17 protein-coding genes are annotated in these 19,667 nt (G+C 48.2%); 8 read left to right on the forward strand and 9 right to left on the reverse strand.

Going from position 1 to position 19,667, the window contains the following annotated elements:
* Positions 1-157: 157 nt before the first annotated feature.
* The 8 genes from mnmE to FCU94_RS02805 all read right to left on the reverse strand — a co-directional run bounded on the left by mnmE (position 158) and on the right by FCU94_RS02805 (position 6,502).
* Positions 158-1,519 (reverse strand): tRNA uridine-5-carboxymethylaminomethyl(34) synthesis GTPase MnmE, encoded by a 1,362-nt coding sequence (gene mnmE / locus FCU94_RS02770; protein ID WP_176287030.1) that lies wholly within the window; start codon positions 1,517-1,519, stop codon positions 158-160.
* 121 nt (positions 1,520-1,640) lie between these two features.
* Positions 1,641-3,260 carry a membrane protein insertase YidC gene (gene yidC / locus FCU94_RS02775; protein ID WP_176287031.1) on the reverse strand — a complete coding sequence of 540 codons (1,620 nt, stop codon included), beginning with the start codon at positions 3,258-3,260 and terminating at the stop codon, positions 1,641-1,643.
* 2 nt (positions 3,261-3,262) lie between these two features.
* Positions 3,263-3,520 (reverse strand): membrane protein insertion efficiency factor YidD, encoded by a 258-nt coding sequence (gene yidD, locus FCU94_RS02780; RefSeq protein WP_176287032.1) that lies wholly within the window; start codon positions 3,518-3,520, stop codon positions 3,263-3,265.
* On the reverse strand, positions 3,487-3,810 hold the full coding sequence (rnpA, locus tag FCU94_RS02785) for a ribonuclease P protein component (RefSeq protein ID WP_255199223.1): 324 nt from the start codon (positions 3,808-3,810) through the stop codon (positions 3,487-3,489). Before rnpA ends, yidD begins: the two co-directional genes overlap by 34 nt.
* A gap of 46 nt (positions 3,811-3,856) precedes the next feature.
* Positions 3,857-3,991, reverse strand: a complete 135-nt coding sequence (rpmH, locus tag FCU94_RS02790) for a 50S ribosomal protein L34 (RefSeq protein WP_004735800.1) — start codon at positions 3,989-3,991, stop codon at positions 3,857-3,859.
* A 230-nt stretch (positions 3,992-4,221) separates the two neighbouring features.
* Complete coding sequence (locus tag FCU94_RS02795; RefSeq protein WP_176287034.1) at positions 4,222-4,959, reverse strand: amino acid ABC transporter ATP-binding protein; 738 nt, start codon at positions 4,957-4,959, stop codon at positions 4,222-4,224.
* A complete protein-coding gene (locus tag FCU94_RS02800) occupies positions 4,956-5,627 on the reverse strand; it encodes an amino acid ABC transporter permease (protein WP_176287035.1) in 672 nt (223 codons plus the stop codon). The genes FCU94_RS02795 and FCU94_RS02800 overlap by 4 nt, the downstream gene beginning before the upstream one ends.
* Positions 5,628-5,740: 113 nt before the next feature.
* Positions 5,741-6,502 (reverse strand): amino acid ABC transporter substrate-binding protein, encoded by a 762-nt coding sequence (locus FCU94_RS02805; protein ID WP_176287036.1) that lies wholly within the window; start codon positions 6,500-6,502, stop codon positions 5,741-5,743.
* 407 nt (positions 6,503-6,909) lie between these two features.
* Between FCU94_RS02805 and dnaA the strand changes: the two genes are divergently transcribed.
* From dnaA to gyrB, 4 genes are all read left to right on the forward strand, one after another.
* Positions 6,910-8,316 (forward strand): chromosomal replication initiator protein DnaA, encoded by a 1,407-nt coding sequence (gene dnaA / locus FCU94_RS02810; protein WP_176287037.1) that lies wholly within the window; start codon positions 6,910-6,912, stop codon positions 8,314-8,316.
* A gap of 71 nt (positions 8,317-8,387) precedes the next feature.
* On the forward strand, positions 8,388-9,488 hold the full coding sequence (gene dnaN, locus FCU94_RS02815; protein ID WP_176287038.1) for a DNA polymerase III subunit beta: 1,101 nt from the start codon (positions 8,388-8,390) through the stop codon (positions 9,486-9,488).
* A gap of 1 nt (position 9,489) precedes the next feature.
* Positions 9,490-10,572, forward strand: a complete 1,083-nt coding sequence (recF, locus tag FCU94_RS02820; RefSeq protein ID WP_176287039.1) for a DNA replication/repair protein RecF — start codon at positions 9,490-9,492, stop codon at positions 10,570-10,572.
* 13 nt (positions 10,573-10,585) lie between these two features.
* Positions 10,586-13,003 carry a DNA topoisomerase (ATP-hydrolyzing) subunit B gene (gene gyrB / locus FCU94_RS02825; protein ID WP_176287040.1) on the forward strand — a complete coding sequence of 806 codons (2,418 nt, stop codon included), beginning with the start codon at positions 10,586-10,588 and terminating at the stop codon, positions 13,001-13,003.
* Between the two features lie 266 nt (positions 13,004-13,269).
* On the opposite strand, the gene FCU94_RS02830 is transcribed toward gyrB, so the two are convergent.
* Positions 13,270-14,028 (reverse strand): DeoR/GlpR family DNA-binding transcription regulator, encoded by a 759-nt coding sequence (locus tag FCU94_RS02830; protein WP_176287041.1) that lies wholly within the window; start codon positions 14,026-14,028, stop codon positions 13,270-13,272.
* A 315-nt stretch (positions 14,029-14,343) separates the two neighbouring features.
* Between FCU94_RS02830 and FCU94_RS02835 the strand changes: the two genes are divergently transcribed.
* The 4 genes from FCU94_RS02835 to FCU94_RS02850 all read left to right on the forward strand — a co-directional run bounded on the left by FCU94_RS02835 (position 14,344) and on the right by FCU94_RS02850 (position 19,626).
* Positions 14,344-15,066: a DeoR/GlpR family DNA-binding transcription regulator gene (locus FCU94_RS02835; RefSeq protein WP_176287042.1), complete on the forward strand. Its 723-nt coding sequence runs from the start codon at positions 14,344-14,346 to the stop codon at positions 15,064-15,066.
* A gap of 420 nt (positions 15,067-15,486) precedes the next feature.
* Positions 15,487-17,235 carry an L-fucose isomerase gene (locus FCU94_RS02840; protein WP_176287043.1) on the forward strand — a complete coding sequence of 583 codons (1,749 nt, stop codon included), beginning with the start codon at positions 15,487-15,489 and terminating at the stop codon, positions 17,233-17,235.
* Positions 17,236-17,315: 80 nt separating this feature from the next.
* Positions 17,316-18,764, forward strand: a complete 1,449-nt coding sequence (fucK, locus tag FCU94_RS02845) for an L-fuculokinase (RefSeq protein ID WP_176287044.1) — start codon at positions 17,316-17,318, stop codon at positions 18,762-18,764.
* Between the two features lie 208 nt (positions 18,765-18,972).
* The gene (locus FCU94_RS02850) at positions 18,973-19,626 is read left to right on the forward strand and encodes an L-fuculose-phosphate aldolase (protein WP_176287045.1); all 654 of its coding nucleotides are present in this window, start codon (positions 18,973-18,975) and stop codon (positions 19,624-19,626) included.
* Positions 19,627-19,667: the final 41 nt, after the last annotated feature.

The following is a 19,667-nucleotide window of genomic DNA, read 5'->3' on the forward strand; positions in this document are numbered from 1 at the left end:
GGTCCCCAATACGGCATTTATCATGTCATTGGGGACCAACTGGGGACTAGATTTGGCAATTAACGGCAACGGATGGAAACAAACGGCAAATGACGATCTAATAAAATCAGTATGTTATCTACCGTTGCTTGCTGTTGTTTTCCGTTATTTGCCCACTTTACTTCCCTATACAGAATGACGAGAAGATTCGACCGAGCAGATCATCGGAGCTAAACTCACCTGTTATCTCACTTAGGTGCTGCTGGGTGATACGTAGCTCCTCTGCTAAGATTTCTCCAGCCATATAGCCTTCAAGCTGTTGCTGGCCGATATCTAGGTGCTGCGCAGCACGCTCAAGGGCCTCCAAATGTCGACGACGTGCCATAAAGCCCCCTTCATTGCCGCCCGCAAAGCCCATACACTCTTTAAGATGAGATCTTAGCGCTTCAACGCCATCGCCAGTCTTGGCTGACAAACGAATGAGCGTTGGATCGTTGACGTGACATATACCAAGATCTTCACCCGTTTGATCGGCTTTATTGCGAATAACCGTCATACCGATATTGTCAGGCAGGCGATCAACAAAGTCTGGCCAGATTTGTTTTGGATCAGTGGCATCGGTTGTGGTGCCATCGACCATAAATAGTACGCGGTCGGCTTGGGCGATCTCATCCCACGCCCGTTCAATACCGATTTTCTCGACTTCGTCAGACGCATCACGCAGACCTGCGGTATCGATAATATGCAAAGGCATTCCATCAATGTGAATGTGTTCACGCAGTACATCGCGGGTGGTACCAGCAATATCGGTCACAATGGCCGACTCTTTACCTGAGAGGGCATTGAGTAGACTGGACTTGCCAGCATTGGGGCGACCTGCGATCACTACTTTCATCCCTTCTCGCATGATGGCGCCCTGGTTTGCTTCACGGCACACGGCGGTAAGGTTGTCGATGATCGCTTGTAGGTCAGCGGCCACTTTGCCATCGGCGAGAAAGTCGATCTCCTCTTCTGGGAAATCAATCGCCGCCTCCACATAGATGCGTAGATGGATCAGCGACTCAACTAGGGTATGGATACGTGACGAGAAAGCGCCTTGTAGTGACTGTAACGCCGACTTGGCCGCTTCTTCAGAGCTGGCATCAATCAGATCGGCAATCGCTTCTGCTTGAGCTAGGTCGAGCTTATCATTGAGAAACGCGCGTTCTGAGAACTCACCTGGACGTGCGGTGCGAATACCGTCAATGGCGACAATACGCTTGATCAGCATATCCATCACCACCGGACCACCATGACCTTGTAGCTCTAACACATCTTCACCGGTGAAAGAGTGTGGGTTAGGGAAATACAGAGCGATACCTTGGTCTATTTGGCTGCCATCTTGCGCGTTGAATGGCAGATACTCAGCGTAACGTGGGCGAAGTGTTTTGCCGGTCACCTCTAACGCGACTTTGGCAGCAAGCGGCCCGGATACGCGAATAATGCCGACGCCACCACGACCGGGTGCGGTGGCTTGAGCAACGATGGTCTCTGTTGTCATAGTTGTGCCTGTTGAATCTTGATGCCACTGTGTGGCGAATAAGTGATGTGATGAATTGTAATCAGCTCAAATAAAAAAGGCGACCTTTTGGCCGCCTTTCGCTGTTATTTCCACTCAGGAATTACTTGCTGTGCAAGCCTTTCTTTTCCAGCGCTTTGTAAATCAAAGTTTGCTGGATTAGGGTCACGATGTTCGATACCAACCAGTATAGAACCAGACCTGAAGGGAAGAACAGGAAGAAGAAGGTAAACATCACCGGCATAAAGGTCATGATCTTCTGCTGCATTGGGTCAGTGACTGTTGTCGGGCTCATCTTTTGGATCAGGAACATTGATGCACCCATCAACAGCGGCAAGATGTAGTATGGGTCTTGCGCTGATAAGTCATGAATCCAACCAAAGAATGGCGAGTGACGCAGCTCGACTGACTCCATCAGTGCCCAGTACAGCGCGATGAAGATTGGCATCTGTAGAATAAGAGGTAAACAGCCACCGAGTGGGTTGACTTTCTCTTTCTTGTACAGCTCCATCATCTCTTGACTCATACGTTGACGGTCATCGCCAATACGTTCACGCATCGCTTGCAGCTTAGGCTGAAGCATACGCATCTTGGCCATCGAAGTGTATTGTGCTTTGGTTAGTGGGTACATGGCACCGCGAACAATGAAGGTCAGACAGATGATTGCCACACCCCAGTTGCTCACAAAGCTCTGGATGAACGACAGCAGAGTATGAAGAGGTTTTGCGATAAACCATAGCCAGCCGTAATCCACCACTAGGTCTAAGTTTGGTGCTACCGCTTCCATTTGATCTTGCAGCTTAGGGCCAACCCAAAGTGTCGCGTGGAACTGCGCATTGTCGCCGTCAGCAATGGTTTTGTTCGGAATGCGAACACCGATGTCACCCAAATTACCAATCACGCGAGTGTATAGGCTAGTGCCTGGCTCGTTGCGAGGAATCCATGCGGTGGCAAAGTAGTGCTGGATCATCGCTGCCCAACCTTGACCGTTGGTCAGGTTCATAGACAGGTTGCGATCTTGCATATCGTCAAAGCTGTATTTCTTATAGCGAGTTTCTTCTGTGGAATAAGCGCCGCCACGATAAGTTGGCATTGTGATGCTACCACCAGCGTCTAGCAGGCTTTGGCGTAAGTGTGCATACATACCAAACGTTGCGTTGTTGCCTGACTTGTTGACGATATCGTATTGAACATCAACCGCGTAGCTGCCACGTTTTACGATGAAAGTCTTGGTGTACTCTAGCCCGTTCGCCGTATATGTCATTGGAATGCGCAGTTCATCTTGACCTTGGGCCAACACAAAGCTGTCAGCGCTTACAGAGTAAGCTGGGCGGTTAGTGCTGCTCAAATCGATGCCTTGAGGGCCGACTAAGCCACTTTGGGCGATAAACTGGTGACCTGCTTCGTTTTTCAAAAGAACGAATGGGTCTGCCGAATCAAGCTCGTTCGAATATTGATTAAGGTCTGCATTAATGACATCGCCGCCCACCGTATCAATCGACAGAGTCAATACATCAGTGGTCACGGTAATCGTTTTTGCAGAAGCTTGTTGCGTTGGAGCTGGATCTAGCTCGTCTGCAAAAGATGGTGCAGGTAGAGTACTGCTTGATTGAGCCTGCTCAACCGGCTGAGGCGTAGGATTCTTTGCAACTTGCCATTGCTGGAACAATAAGAAAGAAACCAGTGCTAGCGCGATTAACAGGATATTACGTTGAGAATCCATCGTTATTTATCTCTGTCTTGTTTCTGGACTGGTGGAACGGGGTCGTAACCCCCTTCATTCAAAGGGTGGCATTTTAATAGACGTTTGCTTGATAACCAACACCCTTTTACAAAACCGTGAGCTTTCAATGCTTCGATGGCATAAGTAGAGCAAGTTGGAGTAAAACGACAACGAGGTCCGATAAGCGGACTAATAAGGCCTTGATAGAGACGGACGAAGCCGATCGCTAACCACGCGAAGGGCGAGACAGGCGCTGCCATAATTTATCAAACAGTTTGAAAATTTCTTCATTACTCAAATCTTGCGCGCTTTTCTTGGCAATAACAACAAAATCTTTATCAGCAAGTTGATGTTGATTGTTACGAAAACTTTCACGGGCAAGGCGCTTAAAACGGTTTCGACCGACAGCGGTTTTGATTTGTTTCTTGGGAACGGCTAAACCTAGTCGAGGGTGAGATAGGCTATTTTTACGAGCAATGATGGTGAAATGAGGTGAGCCAGCTCGATGAGCTTGCTGAAAAACATTTTGATAATGCTCGGGAGTTAACAAGCGTAACTCCCGATTGAACGCGTACGTTTTCAAAATAATCGAGAGATTACTTAGAAAGACGCTTACGGCCTTTTGCACGACGTGCATTGATAGTAGCACGACCGTTCTTAGTAGCCATACGTGCACGGAAACCGTGAGTACGCTTGCGCTTTAGAACTGTAGGTTGAAAAGTGCGTTTCATGATAATTACCTTTACTGATCAGTAGTTTTAGGTCAATGTTAACCCGGCGTGGGTCATAACGTCTTCTTTATATAAAAGAGGAACAAAACCGACGCCTCTCAACAAAGAGGCGGAATTGTAATCACAGTCACACAAAGTGTCAATCTTTGTGCAAACGCTAAATTCCGGCCGAGCGATTATACGGAGTGTGAGTAAAATCTCAAGGATCGATCGATCTTATCTATTGATCTTTACTCAGCGCCCACTTGTCGAAGGAACTTGCGTAAGCGAGGATCTTGTGGATTACCAAAGATATCCTGTGGAGAACCTTGCTCAACAATGTGCCCTTCCGCCATAAAGATCACCCGATCGGCGACCTCTCTAGCAAACTGCATTTCATGCGTGACCACCAGCATCGTTTGGTGTTTAGTGGCTAAGTCTTTCATTAAATTCAGAACTTCTCCCACCCATTCAGGGTCGAGTGCTGATGTCGGCTCGTCAAAAAGCAGCAGTTCTGGTTGAAGTGCCATCGCGCGACCGATACCCACACGCTGCTGTTGACCACCTGAGAGTGCCGCTGGATAACTGTCGCCTTTATCACCCAAGCCGATATCATCCAATATATGCTGAGCGCGTTGTAGGGCGTCTGATTTCTTCCAGCCACGGACAGTGATAAGCCCTTCTGCAATATTTTGCCTTGCGGTCATATGGGCAAACAGGGCGTAGTTTTGAAATACAAAACCAGTCTTACGACGCAGGGCCAGAACTTCGGCTTTGGTGTGTTGTTCACAGTCGACACTGACATCATCAATGGTAATGGCCCCTTTATCGGCACTTTCGAGGAAGTTGACCGTGCGCAATAGGGTCGATTTTCCGGTACCGCTAGAGCCAATAATGACGATGATCTCACCTTGTTTGATGTCGAGATCAATGCCTTTTAGTACTTCTGTTTCGCCAAAGCGCTTTTGAATATTGCTCAGTTTGATCATCGTACATACGCCTTATTGAGTTTTGCTTCCGCCCAAATTTGTACCCGAGTAAGAATAACCACTACGCCCCAGTAGATCAGCGCTACCGCCAAGAAAGCTTCGAAGAAACGGAAGCTCGACGAGGCTTCCATTTGCGCTTTGGCCATAATTTCTGCCACCCCTAAGGTAAACGCCAAAGAGGTCGATTTGATCATGTCGATAAAGTAGTTCATCAGTGATGGCAGAGCGACACGTGTCGCTTGCGGTAGAATCACGCGGCGCATTGCTTGAGTAGTGGTCATCCCTACCGATAAGCTGGCTTCCATTTGACTGCGATCGATACCAATAATGGCAGCGCGAATGCTTTCCGCCATATAAGCGGCAAAGTGCAGGGTTAAACCGATCACGGCTGCGCTAAACGCATCAAGACCGACAAGCCAAGGGAAGATCTGCGGTAAACCGTAATACAACAAAAACAGTTGGACTAACAGCGGCGTGCCGCGAAAGAAGCTGATATAGAGCTGGCTAAGCTGATCGAGTACCGGAACGCGAAAAACGCGAATATTGGCAAGAATCACCGATAGAATCAGTGAGAAGAATAACCCCCAGGTGGCCATCTCCATGGTGGTGCCGAGATACTTGAGCAGTATCGGCATTAGATCCAGCATGTAGTTAAAGTCGAATCCCATAGTCTGTTCCAATATTGAGTAACGGTATAGAAAAGCAAAAACCCACTGCAAAGCATCACAAGCAGTGGGTTGAAAGGTGTTCTATCTAATCAGTGATAGCAAGTATATCGAGATTACTGAGTGATATCAGCACCAAACCATTTTTGCGAAATTTTTTCGAGCGTACCGTCGGCGCGCATTGCTGCTAGAGCTTGGTTAACCTCGGCTTGTAGTCGTTGACCTTTTTCGTTATCAACGAACGGCCACGCGTTTTGAATGGTTTCAAACGGTTGACCTGCAAGTTGCAATGGCAGTCCGGTCTTTTTAATCAGCTCTAGAGCAGAAAGGCGGTCCATGACAAAGGCATCAGCACGGCCAAGCGCCACATCGTGTTCGATACCTGTATCGTAAGTTTTAATATTGATCTTGCCGTCTTTATCGTAGTCACGCAGTAGCTGTTCGAAGTTTGAACCTAGGTTAACCGCGACTGTTTTACCGGCTAGATCTTTGACACCTTTGATGCTGTCATTGCCTTTACGCACGGTAATCTGCGCGCCATCAACCACGTATGGGTCGGCGAATAGGTACTTAGCTTGACGAGCTTCTGTCATGGTGATTTGGTTAGAGATAGTGTCGATGCGACCAGTCTCAAGTAGGCCAAACAGACCAGAGAAGTTAGCCGTTACGTACTCCACTTGGTAATCATTGCGCTTACCAATCTCATCCCATAGGTCAACTTCAAAGCCTTGCAGTTTATCTTGCTGAACAAAAGTGAATGGGAAGTAACGGCCCGACATGCCGACTTTTACTTCAGTTAGGTCAGCCTCTGCTGCCGCTTGAACAGTAGCAGTCGACAGTGCGATGGCTGCCACAGCAGCTTTAATCCAGTTTTTCATATTACAGCTCCAAATTATCTTGGGGATAAATACTACTGTTACTTTGCTTATTTAGATAAATAACTAAGTGCAATAACCTAGACAGTCGAGTAATAAGCTTGAGTAATAATTCGACACTCAATTCCAGAGGCCGATTTTCAATGCTCGATCTTCTTCGTTGAGTCGTTGTCGCGATCATTCATACACAGACTTATCACCAGAATGACGATCCGGGGAAAATTGCCCTAATGTGGATCAAAGTGTGAGTAAAAATGGGGCAGCATGTGGTGATCTCGCGAATAATCTCGAAAATATTGTGAATAACTTGGATCTTATTCACTGGATCGTCGATCATTTGCTGGCGATCTTGGTTATCAACAGGTAAAATTGCCAATCTTTTCCGATCAATAACTTCGAGTGGGGGCACTGTGTCATCTTCGCTTTGGTTGCAATGTTTGCAACAGCTTCAAGAAGAGCTACCAGCAACTGAATTCAGCATGTGGGTTCGTCCGTTACAAGCGGAGCTCAATGACAATACGCTCACACTTTTTGCCCCTAACCGTTTTGTTCTCGATTGGGTACGCGATAAGTACCTCAATAGTATTAATCGACTGTTGCAAGAGTACTGTGGCCACGATATCCCTAGTTTGCGTTTTGAGGTAGGTAGCCGTCCGGTCGAAGCGCCAAAACCGGCGCCCAAGCGTACACCTGCCGATGTCGCGGCAGAGTCGTCTGCGCCTGCTCAGCTGCAAGCACGTAAGCCAGTACACAAAACCTGGGATGACGACGCTCAAGCGCTCGCCGATATTAATCACCGCTCAAACGTTAACCCTAAACATAAGTTCAACAATTTTGTTGAGGGTAAATCGAACCAGCTCGGCTTAGCGGCCGCGCGTCAGGTATCGGACAACCCTGGCTCGGCATACAACCCACTGTTTCTCTATGGTGGCACCGGTTTAGGTAAGACTCACTTGCTGCACGCAGTCGGCAATGCGATTGTGGATAACAAACCGAACGCCAAAGTGGTGTATATGCACTCTGAACGTTTCGTGCAAGACATGGTAAAAGCACTGCAAAACAACGCGATTGAAGAGTTCAAGCGTTACTATCGGAGTGTCGATGCACTGCTTATCGATGATATCCAGTTTTTTGCGAATAAAGAGCGTTCACAAGAAGAGTTCTTCCATACTTTTAACGCTCTGTTAGAAGGCAACCAACAGATCATCCTGACGTCGGACCGTTACCCAAAAGAGATCAATGGTGTCGAAGATCGCCTCAAATCGCGTTTCGGTTGGGGCCTAACGGTGGCGATCGAGCCACCAGAGCTTGAAACACGCGTCGCGATCTTGATGAAAAAAGCCGAAGATCACCAAATTCATCTTGCCGATGAGGTGGCGTTCTTTATCGCTAAACGTCTACGTTCTAATGTTCGTGAGCTGGAAGGTGCGCTTAACCGTGTTATCGCCAATGCCAACTTTACTGGCCGCCCAATCACGATTGATTTTGTGCGTGAAGCGCTGCGTGACCTGTTGGCACTGCAAGAAAAACTGGTCACCATCGACAATATTCAGAAGACAGTGGCCGAGTACTACAAAATCAAGGTGGCCGATCTGCTATCGAAACGCCGCTCGCGCTCTGTAGCACGTCCTCGTCAGCTAGCCATGGCGCTGGCAAAAGAGCTCACCAACCACAGCTTGCCAGAAATTGGTGATGCGTTTGGTGGCCGTGACCATACCACGGTACTGCATGCATGTCGTAAGATTGAGCAGCTACGTGAAGAGAGCCACGACATCAAAGAAGATTACTCGAACCTGATTCGTACGCTTTCTTCTTAATTCGCACTATTTCTTGATTCACAGTATTCTAAGCCTCGAGCAACAATAACGAATTCGGATAAGAGCATCCTATGAAATTTTCTATTGAGCGTAGCCATTTACTGAAACCTCTCCAGCAAGTCTCAGGCGCGTTAGGTGGTCGTCCAACTTTGCCTATTCTTGGCAACCTGCTACTCAAAGTTGAAGACAATGTACTGTCGATGACCGCGACCGACTTAGAAGTCGAATTGATTAGCCGAGTGACGTTGGAAGGTGAATTTGAAGCGGGCACGATAACCGTCCCTTCACGCAAGTTTTTAGATATCTGTCGTGGTCTTCCGGACGACTCAGTGATCACCTTTGTTCTCGAAGGTGACCGTGTTCAGGTTCGCTCGGGGCGTAGTCGTTTTTCTCTGGCGACCTTACCTGCCAACGACTTTCCGAATATCGAAGATTGGCAGAGTGAAGTTGAAATATCGCTGAGCCAAGGTGAATTGCGTGGCTTGATTGAAAAAACTCAGTTTTCGATGGCCAACCAAGATGTGCGTTACTACCTCAATGGTATGCTGTTTGAAATTGATGCTTCGACTCTGCGCAGCGTAGCTACCGATGGCCACCGGATGGCGGTATCGCAAACCGAACTCGGTGCCGATTTTGCCCAAAAGCAGATCATCGTACCGCGTAAAGGTGTCTTAGAGTTGGTTAAACTGCTCGATGCGCCTGAACAGCCAGTTGTGCTGCAGATCGGTAGTTCAAACGTACGTGCCGAAGTCAATAACTATGTGTTTACTTCTAAGCTGGTGGATGGTCGCTTCCCCGATTATCGTCGCGTGATGCCGCAAACGACAACCAAGACTTTGGAAGCGGGATGTGACGAATTGCGTCAAGCCTTTTCTCGAGCAGCCATCTTGTCCAACGAAAAATTCCGCGGTGTGCGCGTCAACTTGGCGGATACCGAAATGCGCATTACCGCCAACAACCCCGAACAGGAAGAAGCGGAAGAGATGCTCGATGTGACCTTTGAAGGTGACCCTATCGAGATTGGTTTCAATGTCAGCTATGTACTTGATGTTCTCAACACCTTGCGTTGTGACAAAGTCCGTGTTTCGATGTCAGATGCGAATGCCAGTGCTTTGATCGAGAACGCCGAGGATGACAGCGCGATGTATGTGGTGATGCCAATTCGACTCTAGCATGCCGCTCTCTCGTCTCATCATTCAGCAATTTAGAAACATTAAAGCCTGTGATATTGAACTATCAACAGGCTTTAACTTTCTTATTGGTCCTAACGGCAGCGGTAAAACCAGCGTGCTTGAAGCGGTTTATCTACTGGGGCATGGTCGCTCGTTTAAAAGTAGTTTGACGGGCCGGGTGATCCAAAACGAGTGCGATGAGCTGTTTGTTCATGGGCGTTTTTTGACCTCGGATCAATTTGAGCTACCAATTGGCATTAATAAGCAGCGTGATGGCTCAACAGAGGTTAAAATAGGCGGTCAATCTGGACAAAAACTGGCGCAATTAGCTCAGGTGTTGCCCTTGCAATTAATTCACCCTGAAGGGTTTGATTTATTGACCGATGGGCCGAAACATCGCCGGGCATTTATCGATTGGGGTGTGTTTCATACCGAATCAGCCTTTTATGATGCATGGGGCCGCTTTAAGCGCCTTAACAAGCAACGCAATGCGCTGCTCAAAACCGCAACTCGCTATCGCGAGCTGAGTTACTGGGACCAAGAGTTGGCCCGTCTAGCGGAAAGCATAAGCCAATGGCGTGCCAGTTATGTTGAGCAGATGACCATCAAGGCTGAAGAGATTTGTCACGCTTTTCTGCCAGAATTTGATATCCAGTTGAAATACTACCGAGGTTGGGACAAGGAGACGCCATATCAGGCGCTGCTTGAAAAAAATTTCGAGCGTGATCAGGCATTGGGGTACACCTTTAGTGGGCCAAACAAAGCCGATTTGCGCATTAAAGTGAATGGAACACCTGTTGAAGACGTTCTATCACGTGGCCAGTTAAAATTGATGGTCTGTGCATTGCGCGTGGCGCAGGGACAGCACCTGACAGAGATGACTGGCAAGCAATGTATCTACTTAATTGATGACTTTGCATCAGAATTAGATAGCCAACGTCGCAAGCGTCTTGCTGACTGCTTGAAACAGACGGGGGCTCAAGTTTTTGTAAGTTCTATTACTGACAGTCAGATCGCAGATATGCGAGATGAAAATGGCAGGATGTTCCATGTGGAACATGGCACAATAGAACAAAATATATAGCGGAAGATAACTCATGTCTGAAAATTACGATTCATCGAGTATTAAAGTACTAAAGGGTCTGGATGCGGTTCGTAAGCGTCCTGGTATGTACATCGGCGACACGGATGATGGCACCGGTCTGCACCACATGGTTTTTGAGGTGGTGGATAACTCAATTGATGAAGCGTTGGCGGGTCACTGTACAGATATCGTCGTCACTATTCATGAGGATAATTCAGTTTCAGTTCGCGATGATGGTCGTGGTATTCCGACTGAAATCCACTCAGAAGAGAACGTTTCTGCTGCCGAAGTGATCATGACGGTTCTGCACGCCGGTGGTAAGTTCGACGATAACTCATACAAGGTGTCGGGCGGTTTGCACGGAGTGGGGGTTTCGGTGGTCAACGCACTGTCAAAACAGGTTACACTGACCATTCACCGCGGCGGTAAAATCCACACTCAAACCTACCACCATGGTGAGCCGCAAGCGCCACTGACGGTGATTGGCGAAACGGATCAAACGGGTACCGAAATTCGCTTCTGGCCGAGTGAAGAGACCTTCTCTAACACTGAGTTTCATTACGATATTCTCGCCAAGCGCCTACGTGAGCTCTCTTTCCTAAACTCTGGTGTATCAATTAAGCTGCGCGATGAGCGTGAAGAAGATAAGCATGACCACTTCATGTACGAAGGCGGTATTCAAGCTTTTGTTGATCACCTGAACACCAATAAAACGCCGATCATCGAGAAAGTGTTCCACTTCAACTCAGAGCGTGAAGACGGGATTGCAGTTGAAGTTGCCATGCAGTGGAACGATGGTTACCAAGAGAATATCTTCTGTTTCACTAACAACATTCCACAGCGTGATGGTGGTACCCACCTGGCGGGTTTCCGTGCAGCACTGACTCGTACCTTAAACTCGTTCATGGACAAAGAAGGTTTCTCGAAGAAAGCGAAAACTGCCACTTCTGGCGATGATGCGCGTGAAGGCCTGACGGCAGTTATTTCGGTAAAAGTGCCTGATCCTAAATTCTCAAGCCAAACTAAAGACAAACTGGTCTCTTCTGAAGTGAAGTCTGCGGTGGAGTCGGCAATGGGCGAGAAGCTGTCTGAGTTCCTTGTTGAGCACCCAACCGAAGCAAAAATTGTTTGTACTAAGATCATTGATGCAGCCCGTGCTCGTGACGCCGCGCGTAAAGCGCGTGAAATGACACGTCGTAAAGGCGCGTTAGATCTAGCAGGCCTGCCTGGTAAACTGGCAGATTGTCAGGAAAAAGACCCAGCACTGTCTGAACTCTACATAGTGGAGGGTGACTCGGCAGGCGGCTCCGCAAAACAAGGTCGTAACCGTAAGAACCAAGCGATTCTGCCACTGAAAGGTAAAATCCTTAACGTAGAGAAAGCGCGCTTCGATAAGATGCTCTCTTCTCAAGAAGTGGCAACGCTTATCACAGCACTTGGCTGTGGTATCGGTCGTGACGAGTACAACCCAGATAAACTGCGTTACCACAACATCATCATCATGACCGATGCCGATGTCGATGGTTCGCATATTCGTACGCTACTGTTGACCTTCTTCTACCGTCAAATGCCTGAGCTTATCGAGCGTGGCTACGTGTATATTGCTCAGCCACCGCTTTACAAAGTGAAGAAAGGCAAACAAGAGCAGTACATTAAAGACGAAGAGGCGATGAACCAATACCAAGTTTCTCTTGCACTCGATAACGCCGCGTTGCATGTGAACGCTGAAGCGCCAGCACTGGCGGGCGAAGCGCTTGAGAAACTGGTTCAGCAATACAATGCTGGGATTAAGCTGGCGGATCGCATGAGTCGACGTTACCCGAAAGCCATGATGCACGAGCTGATTTACTCGCCGCGTTTGACTGCTGAGCAGTGCAATGATGCGGCAGCGGTTGAAGCTTGGACCAAGCAGCTGGTGGAACAATTGAACGCCAAAGAAGTGGGCGCGAGCCAATACAGTTTTGAGGTGGAGCAGCACGCAGAGCTTGGCCTAAACCTACCTAAGATTATTGTTCGCACCCATGGTGTGACTCACGAGTACGCACTGAGCATCGACTTCATCAACTCAAAAGAGTACGCCAAGCTGGCAGACCTTGCAGAGGCGTTAGATGGGTTACTGGAAGAAGGCGCGTACATCAAGCGTGGTGAGCGTACCCTACCAGTGGCAAGCTTTGCCCAAGCGTTAGAGTGGCTAGTGAAAGAATCGATGCGTGGCCTAAGCCGTCAGCGCTACAAAGGTTTGGGTGAGATGAACCCAGATCAGCTTTGGGAAACCACCATGGACCCAGAAACACGTCGTATGATGCAGGTAACAATCGAAGATGCGGTTGGCGCAGACCAACTGTTCACGACCTTAATGGGTGACCAAGTTGAGCCGCGTCGTAACTTTATCGAAGAGAACGCACTGAAAGTGGCTAACTTGGATGTTTAGATGACTCACTGTTTGTCATCTTTTCCGAAACATGGCCATTAAAGACGCAGATCGTTTGATAAGATTGATAAACGGATAGTGTTTAGATACAACCAGGACCGAGCGTAGAAACGTTCGGTCTTTTTTTGTATGCCGAACGGAGCGAATCATCTAGTAGATGAGAGTCGCCAATGCAGCATAGAGCAGTAAGACGCTGTCAGAAGGTATCTAAAACGGTGTCATCGATGATACAGAGCGGCCTTATAGTCGGGACGCTGATTATTGATTCATCGCTGGTCATCAATGATTAACACGCCTTTGTCGTCTAATGTGTCTCGAATGCCCTTGGGTAAGCGCTGCTCGGCGATCAGAACGTCAATATCACTGATGTTAGCGAACGAAACTAAATGTTTTCGATGTAATTTGTTGCTGTCGATGAGCAGCACCACCTGATCTGCGCTAGCCATTAATCGACGTTTTAATGCGGCGTTGTTTTCATTGGAGTCCCAAATCACACCATTGTCATCTAGGGCGCTACATGAAATAAACGCAATATCCATTTGAATTCTCGCCAGCATCATTTCCGCTATCGAGCCAAAGAAGGTTCGGTATTTATTGCAATAGCTACCACCCGTTGCGATCACCTCAACGAGCTCGTTATTAGCCAGTGTGTCGATGACAGGTAGCGCAGGGGTAACCACAGTACAAGGTGTGTTAGACAGTGTTTTCGCCAACTGTAAAGTCGTTGAACTGGCATCGATTCCTATCACCATATCTTCTTGCAGCAGCTTAAACGCTCTACAGGCAATGTTGCGCTTCTCCTGGACCTGAATCCTCTGACGAACGTTTAACGGTGCACCCACGTCTGACACGGTATTGCGTTTTGCCCCACCATGCACACGGCATAACAAGCCTTGTCGATCGAGGTGTTTGAGATCGCGACGAATGGTTTCTACGGAGCTGTTCAACGCCTTTGCCAACGCCCCGACAGTAACGAATTCATGCTGATTGAGCCACTCAAGAATGGACTGATGACGAGATTTCATCCTCGGTTTCCTAACAAGGTTGATCAGCGCTTAGGTTTGACGAGATAGCGTGACGTGTAAAGCACGGGGACAGTTCAATTGCGATAGATGTGATTTTTATCAATTAATCCCAGTCAAAACAGTGCCCGTTTTGGTCAGAAGTCGGAGTTTTCGGTCAACGGACTTGTTCAAAGCGGCTTACAAAATCACCACTTTTGTCGTTTTTATGCGCTTTAATCGCCGGTTTTGCCCACTTTAGATATCGATCTTGACGCAGATCTATTTCTATATCTGCCGAGCATTAACACTGTGATTAAGCATAAGCGGAGAGAGAAGATGAAAGTGCAATTGCGGCAAGGGCAAATACTGGCACAGTTAAAAAAGTTTGGTCAGGTTAGCGTCATGGATTTAGTTCAAAGCTTAAACGTGAGTCCTGAGACCATACGTCGTGATTTAGCGAGCATGGAAAAACGTGGCGAACTGAGTCGAGTGCATGGTGGCGCTGTGATTCGCGATCTGCGTGATGAAGGACGCTCATTTAATGCTCGAGCCGGAGTAAATAGCACGGAGAAAAAGCAGCTGGTCGAGCAAGTGTTGAGTCATGTTTATCAAGATATGGTCATTGGGTTGGATGCCAGCAGCAGCAGTTGGTGGGTCGCTCAATCCATGCCTGATATTCGCTGTACTGTGATCACCAACTCCCTCAACAACATCACCGCTTTAGCGGCCAAAAAGCACGTGAGTTGTATTATGTTGGGCGGTGTCTACTCCGACAAGTACAAAGCCTTTTACGGCATGCTGACGCGCAATAATTTGCACAATTTATCCCTCGACCTCGCTGTTATTTCTTGTGAGGGCTTTGATATACACAGCGGCCTATGGGATTCCAATGAACAAAATCGCGATATCAAATCGGCGCTCATTCACGCTTCGACCAAAACGATCTTGCTCGCTGATGCCAGCAAGCAAAAAAAGCGCAGTGTGATAAAAATTTGTGATTACGACGATATTGATATTGTGATCAGCCACCAGGGGTTATCTAGCGGCGCTCAGTCATGATGGATAAACGGTCAATATTCTATGAGTTCGTCACCACTTTGACTCAGGTGCCACACAAAATGACCGATTATTTGTGCCCGATTTCACCCTTCATCGAATCGGAGCGCGCCTTATAAGCAAGCATGATTGAGATCACACACAAGCGACAGCCTTTTATTGATAGTGTTCTTAGTTGTTAAGGTTGAAAAGTTCGATCCTCATCAATAGAGAAAGTCGCCCTTTATAACCTGTTTGTCACTGGCATTGTGAATCCTCTTTATTTTATTACGCCATGTTTTAGAGCGGATTCAAATGTTCAGGGACAGTTGCTCAATCATGGTTATTTTAGGTCGTGCCGCTTATGAGGTGGCTGACCAGAACCACTTAGGCCTTGAAGACCACAAGATAGGGCAATCACCCCACAGATTAAGAGAAGTTAACATGAGTCATTTAGTAAAAATTGGTATTCGTCCAACTATCGACGGTCGTCAAATGGGCGTTCGAGAGTCGTTAGAGCAACAAACAATGGACATGGCGAAACGCGCGGCTACGTTTATTGAAGAGAATATTCGTCACACTTGCGGCACTCCTGTGGAGTGTGTGATAGCGGACAGCACCATTGGTGGTGTGTGTGAATCGGCCGCAACGGCTGAAAAGTTTAAGCGCGAGAATGTCGGCCTAGTGTTAACGGTGACGCCATGTTGGTGTTATGGCACCGAAACCATCGATATGGATCCTCATACACCGAAAGCTATTTGGGGTTTTAACGGTACTGAGCGTCCGGGGGCTGTTTATCTTGCGGCGGCGATGGCGGCTCACTCACAGGTCGGATTACCCGCGTTTTCGATTTACGGTCAAGACGTCCAAGATGCGGGTGACGAGAGCATTCCAACAGATGTGCAAGATAAAATCTTGCGTTTTTGTCGTGCGGGTCTCGCGGTTGCTACGATGCGCGGCAAGTCATATCTGTCTATGGGCTCAGTCTCTATGGGGATTGCAGGTTCAGTGGTGAATCCTGAGTTCTTCCAAAAATACCTAGGTATGCGCAATGAATACGTCGACATGATTGAAATCAAGCGTCGTATCGATCGCGAAGTGTACGACAAAGAAGAGTTTCAACTTGCCATGTCGTGGGTGAAGAAGTATTGCCAAGAGGGTAAAGATTACAACAACACCCCATTTAGCGAAGAGCGCAAAGCACAAGATTGGGCAACGGTCGTTAAAATGACGATGATCATGCGTGACCTAATGCAAGGCAACCCCAAGTTGGCGGAGCTAGGCTTTGCTGAAGAAGCCAAGGGACACAATGCGATCTTGGGTGGCTTCCAAGGTCAGCGTCATTGGACCGATCATTTACCCAACGGTGATTTCTCTGAAGCGATTCTCAACTCGTCGTTTGACTGGAATGGCGTTCGTGCACCGATTTGTGTGGCAACCGAGAACGACGCCCTCAACGGTGTAAACATGATGTTTGGTCAACTGTTAACCGCTGAAGCGCAAGTGTTTCACGATGTGCGTACCTACTGGTCGCAAGATGCCGTTGAACGTGTGACGGGCATTCGACCAGAGAGTGGTTTTCTCCATTTAGTGAACTCAGGCTCGGCTGCGTTAGACGGGGCTGGCAAAGCACGCGATGGGCAAGGGCAACCGACAATGAAACCTCATTGGGAACTGACGCAACAAGAAGTGGAAGCCTCCTTGGCGGCGACTAAGTGGTGTCCGGCAATTGAAGAGTACTTCCGCGGGGGTGGTTTCTCTTCTCAGTTCTTAACTGACGGGAATATGAAGTTCACTATGCACCGAATCAACATGATTGCGGGGCTGGGGCCAGTACTGCAAATTGCGGAAGGCCATTCTATTGAACTGCCAGAAGAGGTGCACCACATTCTGAATGAGCGTACTAACGCAACTTGGCCGACGACATGGTTTGTGCCGAGACTGACTGGCGAGGGCGCGTTTAGATCTGTTTACGACGTGATGGCGAATTGGGGCGCGAACCATTGTGTGATCACGTCGGGTCATGTTGGTGCTGACTTAATTTCGCTCGCATCTATGCTGCGTATACCGGTGGCCATGCACAACGTTGCGAGCAAAGACGTGTTCCGACCTCATACTTGGTCAGCCTTTGGCCAAGATATTGAAGGTCAAGATTATAGAGCGTGTCAAAACTTCGGTCCTATCTACAAGTAACTGACGATTCGTCCTAGTTACACACAGTCATAAAATTAATTGCCCGTTTTCAATCGGCGGGCTTTATGAGGAGTATTTCCATGTCTCTTGTCATCATTCTCGATTGTGGTGCAACCAACGTGCGAGCTATCGCCGTGGACCGACAAGGTGCCATTGTTGCGTCGCACTACATCGCGAATGAAACAATACAAAATGGCACGCAACACGTTTGGGACTACCAACAGATTTGGCACAAGCTAGTGGAATGTTGCCACAAGGTGACGGCGCAAATTAATGCCCGAGATATTGTTGCGGTGTCGGTAACCACCTTTGGTGTTGATGGGGCCCCGTTTGATAAAAATGGTCAGCAGATTTATCCCATTATTTCTTGGAAATGTTCAAGAACAGCGGCGGTTATGGAACAAGTTGCTTCTGAGCTGGACCGAAGCGCTCTATACCAGGCCAACGGGGTGGGAGACTACTCATTCAACACCTTGTTTAAGTTGAAATGGTTGAAGGATAACGAGCCCGATATTTACCAACGCATGGATAAATGGGTCTTTATCTCTTCGATGATTACCCATCAATTGACAGGGCGCTGGACGACCGATCGCACCATGGCGGGCACGTCTATGATGACCGACTTAGATACCAAGGATTGGCACCTGCCGACGCTCGATTACCTCGGCTTAAGCCAAGACCATTTTCCACCAATGATTGATGCGGGCGATATTGTCGGGTGGATTGATCAAGAGGCGGCGTCTCTATTGGGCGTTCCTGAGCATACTCCGGTGGTGTCGGCAGGTCACGATACCCAATTTGCCTTGTTTGGCTCAGGGGTACTCGAAAACCAACCCTTCTTAAGTTCGGGGACGTGGGAAATTCTGATGGCTCGCGCACCGCGTCCAACATTAAGAGCCGAATACTTACGCCAAGGATTAACCACAGAGCTTGATGCCAAAAATGGGCTCTACAATCCAGCGATTCAGTGGCTATCCAGTGCCGTGATGGAGTGGGTCTGTAACACGTTGTTTAGCGATATACAGCGAGACGAAAGCAAGTACGAGGTGATGATTGCCGAGGGGAGTGCGGCGCCAGTCGGTTGTAATGGCACCCGCTTTGTCCCTGACTTTTTATTGGATGCTGAAAATCGAGGCAAGGGGCAATTGAGTGGCTTGTCTATCAATACCACGCGCGGTGAGATCTATCGCGCGGCTCTTGAAGGTTTAGCGTTTCAGTTAGCCGACAGCCTATCTACTTTAGCTGACATTAGCCAATTTGAAGCTGACGGCCTCATGGTGGTGGGGGGGGGCTCGAAGAATGTGTTGTGGAATCAAATTCGAGCCGATGTACTGGGCATACCCATGTGTATTGTTGACCAGCCCGAATCGACAGTCATAGGCGCGGCCATGTATGCATTCAAGGGGGCGGGCGTTTATCGTGATGCGGAGCAAGCGCAGCAAGCCATGAAACCATCGTACACGGTTGTGCGCCCAACAGAGCAGCAGGCGCTCTATCAATCGATGCTCCAGGAGCGACATCACACTTAACACTATTACTCAGTAACTCGCCCAGAGCGATTGGTCACATTCGGCCAAGTGACGTGTGGTGAAGAAAGCTAAATTGGCGTGAGTACAGGCGGTGATGTCAGCGCTATCAGCACGTTGAATGTTGCTTTGCCGTGGCACTTACCGGCCAAAGCGCAAAGTATGGAAGCAGTATTTTGAAAAGGCGTTACGCCAGTTTTAGGAAAAAAAGATGTCAGTAGAAAGATCCGAGTTATCTGAAGAAATTATCGAAACCTGTCTTGAAATGAACCGACTGGGTCTGAACCAAGGCACGGCGGGCAATGTGTCAGTCCGTTACCAAAACGGCATGTTGATCACGCCAACAGGGATCGAATACGACAAGTTAACGCCAGAGCAGATTGTATTTGTTAGCGATGATGGCGAATTTGAAGACGGTAAAATTCCCTCGAGTGAATGGGCGTTTCATATGACCTGTTACCAAGCAAGAGAAGATTGTTTTGCCGTGGTTCACAATCATGCGATCAACAGCGCGGCGGTTTCGATTCTTAACCGTTCAATCCCAGCTATTCACTATATGGTTGCCGCATCGGGGACAAACGAAATTCCTTGTGTTCCTTACGCGACGTTTGGCAGCCCTGAGTTGGCGAGGTATGTCGAGCAGGGCATTAAGCAAAGTAAGTCCATCTTACTGCAACATCACGGCATGATTACGGTGGGAGAAAACCTTAAAAAAGCTTTGTGGTTAGCCCATGAAACGGAAGTTCTGGCTGACTTGTACCTCAAGTGCTTGTCGGTACAAGCCGAAGTGCCCGTGTTGCCTAAATCAGAAATGGACCACGTGTTAGAAAAGTTCAAAACCTATGGTTTGCGTGTCGAAAAATAATCTTGTTCAGCCTGCTAAATAGCGGGCTTTTTTAAACTTTG

This window comes from Vibrio sp. JPW-9-11-11 (assembly GCF_013369335.1).
Classification (GTDB): domain Bacteria; phylum Pseudomonadota; class Gammaproteobacteria; order Enterobacterales; family Vibrionaceae; genus Vibrio.

Coding starts and splice junctions, on each gene's coding strand:
- recF (WP_176287039.1), top strand. CDS start 9,490: ATGCCGCTCTCTCGTCTCATCATTCAGCAATTTAGAAACATTAAAGCC.
- rpmH (WP_004735800.1), bottom strand. CDS start 3,991: ATGAAACGCACTTTTCAACCTACAGTTCTAAAGCGCAAGCGTACTCAC.
- FCU94_RS02830 (WP_176287041.1), bottom strand. CDS start 14,028: ATGAAATCTCGTCATCAGTCCATTCTTGAGTGGCTCAATCAGCATGAA.
- FCU94_RS02805 (WP_176287036.1), bottom strand. CDS start 6,502: ATGAAAAACTGGATTAAAGCTGCTGTGGCAGCCATCGCACTGTCGACT.
- gyrB (WP_176287040.1), top strand. CDS start 10,586: ATGTCTGAAAATTACGATTCATCGAGTATTAAAGTACTAAAGGGTCTG.
- mnmE (WP_176287030.1), bottom strand. CDS start 1,519: ATGACAACAGAGACCATCGTTGCTCAAGCCACCGCACCCGGTCGTGGT.
- yidC (WP_176287031.1), bottom strand. CDS start 3,260: ATGGATTCTCAACGTAATATCCTGTTAATCGCGCTAGCACTGGTTTCT.
- FCU94_RS02800 (WP_176287035.1), bottom strand. CDS start 5,627: ATGGGATTCGACTTTAACTACATGCTGGATCTAATGCCGATACTGCTC.
- FCU94_RS02795 (WP_176287034.1), bottom strand. CDS start 4,959: ATGATCAAACTGAGCAATATTCAAAAGCGCTTTGGCGAAACAGAAGTA.
- yidD (WP_176287032.1), bottom strand. CDS start 3,520: ATGGCAGCGCCTGTCTCGCCCTTCGCGTGGTTAGCGATCGGCTTCGTC.
- FCU94_RS02835 (WP_176287042.1), top strand. CDS start 14,344: ATGAAAGTGCAATTGCGGCAAGGGCAAATACTGGCACAGTTAAAAAAG.
- dnaN (WP_176287038.1), top strand. CDS start 8,388: ATGAAATTTTCTATTGAGCGTAGCCATTTACTGAAACCTCTCCAGCAA.
- fucK (WP_176287044.1), top strand. CDS start 17,316: ATGTCTCTTGTCATCATTCTCGATTGTGGTGCAACCAACGTGCGAGCT.
- FCU94_RS02850 (WP_176287045.1), top strand. CDS start 18,973: ATGTCAGTAGAAAGATCCGAGTTATCTGAAGAAATTATCGAAACCTGT.
- FCU94_RS02840 (WP_176287043.1), top strand. CDS start 15,487: ATGAGTCATTTAGTAAAAATTGGTATTCGTCCAACTATCGACGGTCGT.